Origin of the sequence: Clostridium culturomicium (assembly GCF_000821305.1) — a bacterium.
Taxonomy (GTDB): domain Bacteria; phylum Bacillota; class Clostridia; order Clostridiales; family Clostridiaceae; genus Clostridium_J; species Clostridium_J culturomicium.
The window spans coordinates 17,299-29,433 of record NZ_CCXK01000014.1 but is presented as its reverse complement, the minus strand read 5'-3'; the positions used below and the strand labels follow the sequence as shown (position 1 = coordinate 29,433).

Annotated in this window: 8 protein-coding genes; 7 read left to right on the top strand and 1 reads right to left on the bottom strand. The window is 33.3% G+C overall.

What is annotated here, in order from left to right:
• Positions 1 to 114 precede the first annotated feature (114 nt).
• The 5 genes from BN1075_RS04055 to BN1075_RS04035 all read left to right on the top strand — a co-directional run bounded on the left by BN1075_RS04055 (position 115) and on the right by BN1075_RS04035 (position 7,063).
• A complete protein-coding gene (locus BN1075_RS04055) occupies positions 115 to 1,533 on the top strand; it encodes an aspartate ammonia-lyase (protein ID WP_407637966.1) in 1,419 nt (472 codons plus the stop codon).
• 804 nt (positions 1,534 to 2,337) lie between these two features.
• The gene (locus tag BN1075_RS04050) at positions 2,338 to 3,675 is read left to right on the top strand and encodes a 2-hydroxycarboxylate transporter family protein (protein ID WP_197072268.1); all 1,338 of its coding nucleotides are present in this window, start codon (positions 2,338 to 2,340) and stop codon (positions 3,673 to 3,675) included.
• 74 nt (positions 3,676 to 3,749) lie between these two features.
• Positions 3,750 to 4,916: an NAD(P)-dependent malic enzyme gene (locus BN1075_RS04045; RefSeq protein ID WP_040191817.1), complete on the top strand. Its 1,167-nt coding sequence runs from the start codon at positions 3,750 to 3,752 to the stop codon at positions 4,914 to 4,916.
• 270 nt (positions 4,917 to 5,186) lie between these two features.
• Entirely contained in the window at positions 5,187 to 5,624 is a 438-nt protein-coding gene (locus BN1075_RS04040; protein ID WP_040191816.1) for a MarR family winged helix-turn-helix transcriptional regulator, read from the top strand.
• Positions 5,625 to 5,662: 38 nt separating this feature from the next.
• Positions 5,663 to 7,063 carry an MATE family efflux transporter gene (locus BN1075_RS04035; protein ID WP_040191815.1) on the top strand — a complete coding sequence of 467 codons (1,401 nt, stop codon included), beginning with the start codon at positions 5,663 to 5,665 and terminating at the stop codon, positions 7,061 to 7,063.
• Between the two features lie 214 nt (positions 7,064 to 7,277).
• On the opposite strand, the gene BN1075_RS04030 is transcribed toward BN1075_RS04035, so the two are convergent.
• Positions 7,278 to 7,754, bottom strand: a complete 477-nt coding sequence (locus tag BN1075_RS04030; RefSeq protein WP_040191814.1) for an LURP-one-related/scramblase family protein — start codon at positions 7,752 to 7,754, stop codon at positions 7,278 to 7,280.
• Positions 7,755 to 8,141: 387 nt separating this feature from the next.
• On the opposite strand from BN1075_RS04030, the gene BN1075_RS04025 reads away from it, so the two are divergent.
• Both BN1075_RS04025 and BN1075_RS04020 read left to right on the top strand, forming a co-directional pair.
• Positions 8,142 to 9,980, top strand: coding sequence for a S8 family peptidase (locus BN1075_RS04025; protein WP_040191813.1), 1,839 nt, complete (start codon positions 8,142 to 8,144; stop codon positions 9,978 to 9,980).
• The gene (locus BN1075_RS04020) at positions 9,967 to 11,763 is read left to right on the top strand and encodes a S8 family peptidase (RefSeq protein ID WP_235777754.1); all 1,797 of its coding nucleotides are present in this window, start codon (positions 9,967 to 9,969) and stop codon (positions 11,761 to 11,763) included. Before BN1075_RS04025 ends, BN1075_RS04020 begins: the two co-directional genes overlap by 14 nt.
• Positions 11,764 to 12,135 lie beyond the last annotated feature (372 nt).

Below are 12,135 nucleotides of genomic sequence, written 5' to 3'. Positions count from 1 at the left end.
TATATATGTATTTGTTTATATAGGTTTCTAGATTTATAATTGAGTTAACAGATAAAGGAAATGATTCCTAAGATGGGGGTATTGGTTATGATAAATAAAATTTATGTTGAGGGTATGGAGTTTCGTGCTGAAAAGGATTCCATTGGGATAAAAAATGTTCCAGAGAACGTATATTATGGAGTTCAATCATTAAGAGCAGCGGAGAACTTTAGAATAACTGGATTATTCATTCATCCAGAAATAATAAATAGCTTGGCATATATTAAAAAGGCATCAGCAATGACAAATAGTGAAATTGGTGTATTAGATAAAAGAATAGCATATGCAATTATTAAGGCTTGTGATGAAATTTTAGAAGGCAAGCTTCATGGAGAATTTATTGTAGACCCAATTCAAGGAGGAGCAGGAACTTCTTTAAATATGAATGCCAATGAGGTTATTGCAAATCGTGCCATTGAAATTTTAGGAGGAGAAAAGGGAGACTATTCTATAGTTCACCCTAATGACCATGTTAACTATGGACAATCTACTAACGATGTAATTCCAACAGCAGGTAAGATGACTTCTTTAAAATTATTAAATAACCTTGAGAGAGAATTAAATAGATTATATGATGCATTTTGTGAAAAAGCAGAGGAGTTTGATCATGTAATAAAGATGGGTAGAACTCAGATGCAGGATGCAGTGCCAATTCGTTTAGGACAAGAGTTTAGAGCATACTCTGTTGCCGTTAAGAGAGACATTAAAAGGATACAAAAGGTAAAGGTTGAGATGAAAGAACTAAATATGGGTGGTACAGCAGTTGGAACAGGAATTAATGCAGATACAGATTATTTGAAAAAGATAGTTCCAAATCTTTCAAAGATATGTGGTATGGACCTAGTTCAAGCAGATGACTTAATTGATGCAACTCAAAATGTTGACCCATTTGTTTCAGTATCAGGGGCAGTTAAGGCATGTGCGGTAACTCTTTCTAAAATTGCAAATGACTTAAGATTAATGTCTTCAGGACCAAGAACAGGCTTTGGAGAAATTAACCTTCCAGCAAAACAAAATGGTTCCTCAATTATGCCAGGAAAGGTAAACCCAGTAATTCCTGAAGTGGTTAATCAGGTTGCTTTCAATATCATAGGAAATGACGTAACAATTACAATGGCAGCAGAAGCAGGGCAGTTAGAGCTTAATGCTTTTGAACCAATAATTTTCTATAACCTATTCCAATCCATTGACACTTTAGCTTATGCAGTGGATACCTTTATAGACAATTGTGTTAAGGGTATTACAGCAAATGAAGATAGATGCAGAGAACTTGTAGAAAATAGTGTTGGAATTATTACAGCTATTTGTCCACACGTTGGTTATGCAGTGGCTTCAAGGATTGCTAAGGAAGCCATCAGTACTGGTGAATCAGTAAGAACATTAATCCTAAGAGATGGTCTTTTAAATGATGAAGAATTGAAAACAATCTTAGATCCAGTTAATTTAACCCAGCCAGGTATATCAGGCAAAAATTTATTAAAGAAGGAGCAGTAAATTTAACTATAGTTTTCATTGTAGTTAGTGGATTCAGCATTTAATCTATAAAATGAAGTAGGTGGAGTGAAATATAGTTAATATTATAGATATATCGATGATTTAGCTTTACTTATTAAAATACAAATTAAGAAAGTGTTTTTGAAATCAAGAATTCAGAACGGTTTATATTAATTTACAATAATTACAAAATATGATAAGTGTGTTATAATAGTATCCAATGATAAAGATTAAAACTAAATACATGTAGGCGATTGCAAAACTAGTTAAATAATTTAAGCTAAAGTAGTTCTAAGGTATTTAAATGGAAATTTTAAATACTATTGATAGACTTTAATAGACTAATTTTCTTAAAGAAAGTATGTTATTCTTTCTATAGATAAATTAAGTATATTAATAAACTGTTTGGTTTCAAAGATATCAAGTATCATTTGAACTAATAATGCAGTTAGCATTGAGGACAAGGAATACTGTCTAGGATGATCAGTTGAAGAATAGTAGGCATTATAAAAAAGTTTGAGGTATAAGGAGTTTCATATTAGCGTGGTTCTCAAGTGTTTTTATAAAATTAATTTTATCCTCTTGAAAATGGTCTACGATCTCCTCATAAATGTCAGAGAGTAAAAGTTGATTTTTTAATTGAATCATAAAGGACTCCTCCTTAGATGTATTTTTGGTGAGATATTAATATATTCGCTATGATGTGGGGGAATCCTTTTTGATGTAGTTTGTAAATCCTTGACCCTAATGGGGTTGAGGGGTATTCAAACTACTATTAAATACATTCTATAGGGGGGAATGGGTATGTTAAAGGTCGATGCAAAAGGAAAAATGCAGAAAGAGAAAGGCGGAGAATATGAATTATTTGGGTTGCCTTGGTATGTTTTTGCAATTTTGGCCGTAATAGTTCTTATATCTACAATGATTGGAACACTTCCATCAGGAATGATTGGAGCACTTTCATTTATGATTATACTTGGTACAGTATTTAATGAAATTGGGAATAAACTTCCCATTGTAAGAAGCTACTTAGGTGGTGGAGCAATTGTTGCAATATTTGCTTCAGCTGCTTTGGTTTATTTCGGAATAATTAATGAGAGTACTACTGAAATCGTAACCAATTTTATGAAGACTAATGGCTTCTTAGATTTTTATATAGCGGCATTAATTACAGGAAGTATTCTTGGAATGAGTAAAAAACTTCTTGTTGATGCAGCTATAAGATATCTTCCAGCTATTATAGGGGGCGTTATTTGTGCTTTAGGTTTTGTATTTATTGCAGGATCTTTAATTGGATATGGTGGAAAAGAAGCTATGTTCTTCATTTCAATCCCTATCATGGGGGGAGGAATGGGAGCTGGTGCAGTTCCATTATCCCAGATATTTGCAAGTAATATGGGTCAGAGTGCAGAAGAAATTCTTTCAATTATGGTTCCAGCAGTTGCTTTAGGGAATGCAGTAGCTATAGTTTGTGGAGGAGTATTAAACAAAATTGGTAAAAAATCACCCAAATTATCTGGTGAAGGACAGTTATTAAGAAAATTTAAGAATGATTCTTCAGCGTTGGAGGCGGAAAGTCAAAAGGATAAAAGGTTAGTTACAATTAAGAACCTTGGTATAGGTCTTTTAATGTCAACAACTTTCTTTAGTGTTGGAACTATAATATCAAAATTTGTACCTTCTATTCATGCTTATGCTTGGATGATTATTGCAGTTGGTATTATAAAAATTGCTGGATGGCTTCCAGAAAGGTTGGAAATATGTTGCAATCAATGGTTCCAATTTATAATGACGAATCTAACACCAGCTCTTTTAGTTGGTATAGGTATAGCTTACACAGACTTAGGAGAAATCATTAGCGCATTTTCATTAACATATTTAGTTTTAGTTGTTGTTACTGTTATAGGAGCTGTAATTGGTGCAGGAGCTGTCGGATACCTAGTTGGATTTTTCCCAATTGAATCAGCTATTACTGCAGGTTTGTGTATGGCTAATATGGGAGGTACAGGAGATGTTGCAGTACTTTCAGCTGCAAATAGAATGGAATTAATGCCCTTTGGACAAATTTCATCTCGTATAGGTGGAGCATTTATGATGATTTTATCAAGCTTACTACTACAAATATTTGGTAAAGGTTTGTGATAAAAAATTAGATATAGTTAATTTAACCCAGCCAGGTATATCAGGCAAAAATTTATTAAAGAAGGAGCAGTAAAATGAATTACAATGAAGAAGCACTTATTATGCATGAAACTCACAAAGGAAAAATTGAGGTTTGCAGCAAGGTAGAACTTGAAACAAAGGATGATTTAAGTATTGCGTATACTCCAGGAGTTGCACAGCCTTGTCTTGAAATTAATAAGAATGAAGACTTAGCTTATAAGTATACTGCAAAGGGAAATTTAGTAGCTGTTGTTACTGATGGAACAGCGGTACTTGGACTTGGAGATATTGGACCTAAGGCGGCAATGCCAGTTATGGAGGGAAAGGCTGTACTATTTAAGAACTTTGGAGGTGTTGATGCATTTCCAATATGTCTTGATTCAACAGACACTGAAGAAATAATAAAGGCAGTAAAGATGATTGCTCCAACCTTCGGAGGAATAAATCTTGAGGATATAGCAGCACCTAAGTGCTTTGAAATAGAAAGAAGATTAGAGGAAGAACTTGATATTCCAGTTTTCCATGATGACCAGCATGGAACAGCAATCGTTACAACTGCAGCTCTTATTAATGCTTTAAAGGTTGTAAATAAGAACATGGAAGACATTAAGGTTGTAATTAATGGACCAGGCAGTGCTGGAACAGCTATTGCTAAAATGCTTATGCATGCAGGGGTAAAATCCATGTTAATGTGCGATAGAAAAGGTATCCTTTGGGAAGGCAGAGATGGAGTAGTAGGACATAAATTAGAACTTGCAAGAAGCACAAATCCAGAAGGAGTAAAAGGTGGACTTGCAGAGGCTATGGTTGGAGCTGATGTATTTGTTGGAGTTTCTTCAGCAGGATTATTAACTCCAGAAATAGTTAAGACTATGGCAAAGGATCCTATCGTATTTGCTATGGCAAATCCATTACCAGAAATTATGCCAGAGGAAGCAATGGCTGCAGGGGTTAAGGTTATGGGAACAGGCCGTTCAGACTTCCCAAATCAAATTAACAACGTGCTAGCTTTCCCAGGATTATTCCGTGGAGCTTTAGATGCCAGAGCTAGAAATATAACCTATGAAATGAAGCTTGCTGCAGCTTATGCCATAGCAGGAATCATCACAGAGGAAGAGATAAGCCCTGACTATATAATTCCATCACCATTTGATAAGAGGGTTGCTAAGGAAGTTGCAGAGAAGGTAAAGGCTGCAGCGTTGATGGCAGATACAAAATAGAGAGTTACATGCTCTAAGTAATGAAAAATGAAAGATGAATAATAATAGATTAATGTGGAAATCCAGCTGAGAAGCTGGATTTCTTTTTTTCGAAAAGTGAGATGAAATAAGGGTTAAGGTATGTTAATTTTTTAATTATTGTTTATGCTGTGAAGTTTATTGTACAAGTTGCTAAGGAGATAAATAACGGGGAAAATTAGTTGCATTATGCAACTAATATATGTTATAGTTTAATAGTTGCAATTGCAACTAATTGAAAGGTGAGGTAGTATGAAAACAAATTGTGATAAAAATGAGAAGTATATTGCTAAATACATTTCTCAATTAAATAGAGAAGCAAGAAGCTTTGTAAATAAAAGTGTATCTAAGTTTGGCTTTAAATCAGGTCAGATAATGTTTTTAATTGATTTATATAAGCAGGATGGAAAAAGCCAAGAAGAGATTTCAGAAAGTTTACATATGGATAAGGTTACAACTGCTAGAGCTATTAGAAAGCTTGAGGAAGAAGGCTATGTCACAAGAGCAAAAGATAAGGAAGACAAGAGGTTTAATTCAATTTACTTAACCGATAAATCAAAGGAGCTTCAGGATGATATATACGGAGTGTTTGATGAGTGGCACAATCGAATTGGGGAGTGTTTAACGGAAGAGGAAGAATTGCTGTTAAGGCAGTTGTTAGAAAAGGTATGTAATAACATAAAATTATAAATTAATAGGTAGACATTTTGAGTTAGAGGAGGAGTAGTATGGACAGAAAAGAAAATGTTTTAGGAACAGAATCCATAGGAAAATTATTAATTAAGTATTCAATACCAGCAATTATAGCTATGATGGTAAATGCACTTTATAACGTGGTTGACAGAATGTTCATTGGAAACATCCCTGGGGTTGGGCCAATGGCAATAGCAGGACTTGGAGTAACAATGCCAGTAATGTCAATAATAATGGCTTTTGGAACACTTATAGGAATAGGGGCAGCAACAAATATTTCTATAAAATTAGGACAAGGTAGAAAAGATAAGGCAGAAAGAATATTAGGTAATGCTATAGCCTTATTAGTAGTTATAGGTTTAATATTAGCAGTAATAGGAATTGTATTTTTAGATAAGATACTTATGAGTTTTGGAGCAAGTGAAGGAACACTTCAGTATGCGAAGGCTTATTTAAACATTATATTACTTGGTACAGTTTTTGGTTTAATGTCAATGGCATTCGGTAACTTAATCAGAGGTGATGGAAATCCAAAGCTTTCTGCAATAATAATGGCAATTGGGTGTGGAACTAATATTATATTAGATGCAGTATTTATTTTCGTATTTGGTATGGGAATTCAAGGTGCAGCCCTTGCAACAGTTATAGCACAAGCTATATCTTCAATTTTAGGATTAGCTTATTACTTAAAAAGAAAATCTACAGTTGAATTTAAAAAGGTAAACTTAAAGTTGGATATTCCTGTGGTTAAAACTATTTTTGCTATTGGAATGGCTCCATTTGCAATGCAGTTAACAAATAGTTTAATTCAAGTTTTAAATAATACAGCACTTAAGACCTATGGTGGGGATATAGCTATTGGAGCTATGGCAACAATTGTGTCAATTAACATGATATTTGTAATGCCTGCCTTTGGTTTCGTACAGGCTATGCAGCCTATAGTTGGATATAACTACGGAGCTAAAAAGTATGATAGAGCTAAGAAGACTTTAATGCTAAGTATTATAGCAACAACAGTTGTATTTGCTTTAGGAGGATTAGTTATTCAATTTGCACCAGAGCTTTTAGTTGGAATGTTTAATAAGGACCCAGAGTTAATGGGGTTAACAGTTAATGGAATTAAGAAGTATGCTATTGCAATGCCTTTAATAGGTATTCCTATAGTTGGAACAAACTATATTCAATCTATTGGAAAAGCTAAGGTGGCAATGGTTTTAAGTTTATTAAGACAGGTTATCGTATTAATTCCTATGATAATGATACTTCCAAAGTTTTTAGAGTTAGATGGGGTTTGGTTTGCACAGCCAACTGCAGATACTGTAGCAGCTCTTATTACAGCAATGGTTTTAATTAAAGAAGTTAAGAAGTATGCAGCTCATAAAAAAGTAGAAACAGTGGAAATTGAAGAAGAAGAATTAGAAGAAGAAGCAGTATAAATATAAAAAACGCAGATAAATCGGCAAGAGCTGAATTTATCTGCGTTTTTAATTTTGGTTTAGATTATCTTAAATCTAAGGTTATTATGGACTCTTTAGTATTAGTTACTTGTCTTTAAAAAATTCCTTCATTTCTTCACTAATTAAGGTTATAGCTTCAACTTGGTACTTCCAATCTACTTAGAGAGGGTTAATCGTAAAAGAAACATAATAATTACTTATTGCCAGAACTGCAGTTTTCACAGTCAACGGCCAATACAACTGCAAGACATAGAAGCTCATCCTTAGGGTCTGCAATGTCTAGAACATAGCTGTCTCCCCAAGTGAACCATTCTTTGTATACTTCCATGATAACGCTATTGCCGTCATAAAGCTTGTAATCATGCTCCCACACATGTCCTTCTAAAGAAAGGTTGCTGCCTTCAATGTAGTAGCTTGGCTTAAAAAAGGTCAGCTTTTTAACCAGTTCACCAACTTTAAAAGTATCAGCGTAAATCTCAAAGCGAGGCATAAAGGTAAGAAGTTTTTGTTTGATAAAGGCTACTTCATTGTTACTTCTATCATAAACATGAAGCTTATGACCCATGGAGAAGATTTCACCTTCCACATGATATTTGTCATTTCCAAACTCATCTTTCACAACAAAGCTGTCGTTAAAGGAGAACACTTTTTGCTTTATATATAATTTCATAGTTACCTCCAAGAATTTCTTTTATAACTATATTATCGCATATATTGAGGGGGTAATAAATGTATATATGAAAGAACTGATTTGAAATATAAAAATTATAAGATGAAAATAAAATATTAAATTTTGTATTGTTCAAATTCCATTTGTGTTAGTGGACGTGAAGTAAGAGCTTTATTCATAAATTTTCAATACCTCCAACTGTTGTTAATTTTAATCAGATTAATCAGTAATTATTAATATTATATAAGTAAGCTGTTATACCTTTATTTTTTAGAAGATTTAACACTATAGTTAATTTAAAATTGGTGTCTCATAAGTAAAACTGCCATAATCTCAAAGGTTCTATCATAAGTATATAGTAGATAAAGTATGGGATAGGGGAAGGTAATGAATTCAAGGAAATGCAAGAAATATTTGGATGAAAATTACGAGAGTTATTTAGTAGAGTACCGAGGGGACTTTATTGGACAAATTAACAAGGTGGATTATGCATGTGGTGATACAATTACGAGCACCTTAGCTGTTGTTGCAGTTCAGAGTAAAGATTTGAATACATTGAGAAAGGATGTTCCAGCTATAAATTTTATTGAGGTTAGAAGTTTGTATGTCCTACAGGATTTGTCTCCTACAGATGTGGACAATATCAACGCTGTAAAGATTAATCCATATCTAAATTTAAATGGTAGAGGTGTAGTAGTAGGAATAATTGATACAGGAGTAAATTATCTCAATAAAGAATTTATAAGGGAGGATGATACTTCAAGGATATTGAGTATATGGGATCAAACTATAGAAAGTGATAAAGAAGGGTCGCCATATATAGGAACAGTTTACTCAAATGAAGAAATTAATAGAGCTATTCAAGCTAGTTTGAATGGAGAGGATCCTTATGCTATTGTCAATAGCAAGGATGAAATAGGACATGGGACAGAAATGGCAGGAATTATAGGAGCTCGAGGCTATAATGGTGAAATGCAAGGAATTGCTAATGATTGCGACTTTATAGTTATTAAATTGTTAGATTCACCTATATATAGAAAAGAATTTTTAGAAAATAATTTTAAGCCAGCACCAATTTATAACAATACAGAGGTTTTATCTGCAATTCAATTTGCACGGGACACTGCAAGAGTATTAAGAAAACCATTGGTTTTATATTTGGGTGTTGGGAGTACTGATGGAAGTCATGATGGCTATAATTTAACAGCAAGATATATATCAGATGCAGCAGGACAATCAGGTACTATTTATGTTATAGGTACTGGAAACCAGGGGAATGCTGAAGGTCATGTAAAAAGATTTATTAATAATAATGGGGAGATAAATACTGTAGAGTTAAATATACCTATAGAGATGAAATATCTTTCAATAGATATTTGGGTTCAGAAGCCAAATAGGATGTCTTTAAGCATTATTTCACCTAATGGTGAAGATACAGGCTTTTTTGTTAATCAGATACTTTCTATTACAACTAGAACTTTTTATTTGATAAATACTGAAGTTGAAGTTCAGAACATGGATCCAGAAGCTTTAACTGGACATCAACTATTTATTTTAAATTTTAAAGATATAAAACCTGGAATATGGAAATTTAGATTGAGGGCTGAGTATGTTGTTAATGGCAGATTCGATATATGGTTGCCACCAAAGGAAATTATACCAGAAGGAACTAAATTTTTGGATTCTAATCCAGAAAATACTTTAACTATTCCATCCACAGCTGTAAGTGTGGTTACGGTGTCTTATTACAATGGAGCAACTAATGCTATAATGGCTGAATCAGGAAGGGGATTTAATACTAATAACCTAGTTAATCCAGATATCGCTACTGTGGGAACTGATGTATTAACAATTTCAAAGGATGGGAACAGGGTTATTCCAGTTAGTGGAAGTTCTGTAGCTACGGCGATTGTTTCAGGAGCTTCTGCTCTTTTAGCACAATGGGCATTTATTGATCAAAATGATTTATCTACTGGTACCACAAAGATTAGAAGTTTTTTTATTTATGCTGCAAGTAGAGATCCAGGAGTTATTTATCCAAATGAAGAGTTAGGATATGGAAAGATGGATATTTTAGAGGTGTTTAATATATTAAGTGGCACTTATAGAAGAGGATTAGGTACTTATAAGGATTATACTGAAGATTATATGGGAGAGTTATATATAAGAAAACCTAAAAGCTTTTCTTTTATGAGGGAGGGAGTTATGGAATATGGTGGGAAATAAGTTGAGAGAAAGTAATATAACTCAAAGTGAGACAACGCAAATGTTAAAAAATGATATAGTGTATAGTGAAAAATATGCAAACTATATTATTCAGTATTACGGTGAATATACGCCAGATCTTGATGTACCACCTTATGTATATATTACTCCCATAGATAAAAATTTTGCTATATTATCTATAAATTTAGGTGTGATTGAAAGCCCTTATAACACTACAGATATAATCAAGAAATTTGAGAAATATGTAAGTAATGAAGTATTTGGAATTATATATATTAATCCACCAGAACTATATACTTTATCACAAATTTCAGCTATCGAAGCTGCTGATTTAGCGCCAATACAAGATAATTTAAATCTGAAGTTGACGGGAGAGGGAGTTGTTATTGGGATAATAGATACAGGTATCGATTATCTAAATGAAGAATTCCAAGATATAAATGGAAATACAAGGATTAATGTAATTTGGGATCAAACCATTCAAGGTGAGGGGAGTCAATATAAAGCACACTTTGGTAAAGTATATGTTAAAGAACAGATAAATGAGGCCATTAAAGCACAAAGAAATGGAGAGGACCCATATAAAATTGTACCTAGTAAAGATGAAGTAGGGCATGGAACCCATATGGCAGGAATTGTGGGCGCTGCTGGTAAAAATGCACAAATTAAAAGCATAGCGCCTAAATGTGAGTTTGTAGTAGTAAAACTATCAGAAGCCATTTCTTACAAGAATTTTGCAGAATTCGATAAAGAGGTAAATGTATATCCTCCTACTACAATTTTTGCAGCTTTAAATTTCTTAAAAGAGTACGCAATTAATAACAAAAAACCTATGGTTATTCTTATGCCTCTTGGGACTACTAGTGGAAATCATAGGGGACAACATATTATAGATTCTTATATTGAATTTATAACAAATAATGTAGGAATAATAGTTGTTACGAGCACAGGAAATGAAGGTATTTCTGATGGACATGTTTCTGGGTTGATTTTAGATGATACAACTAATGAAGATATAGAGTTGTTAATTGGAGAAAAGCGAAAGAAATTTTATGTGGGTATTTGGATTGATATTCCTAATATAGCTAATATTAATATAATAGCTCCATCGGGGCAGGCTACTGGAACAATTCAAGCTGTATTTAATCAAAGCGGAAGCTATGAGTTTATTCTTGAGGGAGCTAAGGCAGAGATATATTTTGATTTACCAGAAAAGTATAGTGGTGATGAGTCAATTAGAATTTATTTTACAGACATTACACCGGGGTTTTGGAGAATAAGACTTAGCATTCAAAGAGGAAAATTGGCAACATACAATGTTTGGATGTGGCAGAAGGAATTAGTTGGGAAGGGAACTAGATTTACACCAAGTGATCCTTATGGAACGATAACAATTCCAGCTGATTCTGATAATACTGTATCTGTGGCAGGATATAATCAGAATAATGCTAATCTGTTACCTTATTCAGGGGTAGCTCTTATTGAAGATTATTTGGGGAAAATTGATTTTGCTGCAGGAGCAGTAAATACACCAACAACAGGTTTAAATAATACGGTGGCTATAATAAATGGAACCAGCCTATCTGCTGCAGTTGGAGCTGGAATTTGTGGTTTGCTTCTTCAATGGGGGATAGTTGATGGACATTACCCTTATATGTATACTCAGAGTATAAAAACCTTTTTAAGAAGAGGGACATCAAAAAGGCCTGGAGATGTTTATCCTAACCAGAATATTGGATATGGAATAATAGAGGTATATAGGATATTTGTTAATATGACTTAAGATTAGCTTAATTAGAACATGGATGAACAATGATTACGGTTTATAGGGTATTTCAGGTGAGAGTTGGAACTTCCTTTAGGGGGTTCCTTTAAGTTTATCAGAGAACTATATTTTTAGTTAGAGAAAGCTTTTGATATATTCAAGTAGTTTAAAGCATAAAATGTATAAAGACATTTTAGAGAAGAGGTACAGTACAAAGTCGTGGAGATGTATATTTCGATCAGAATATTGGTTATGGAATAATCAATTCATATAAGATATTTCAGAATATGACTTAAGATGTTAAGGAACCCACAAAAAAAGGGTTCTTTTTGCAATGTATAAAATGAAATTACATCTATATTTATGATTATCAAATCATAGACTGTATTA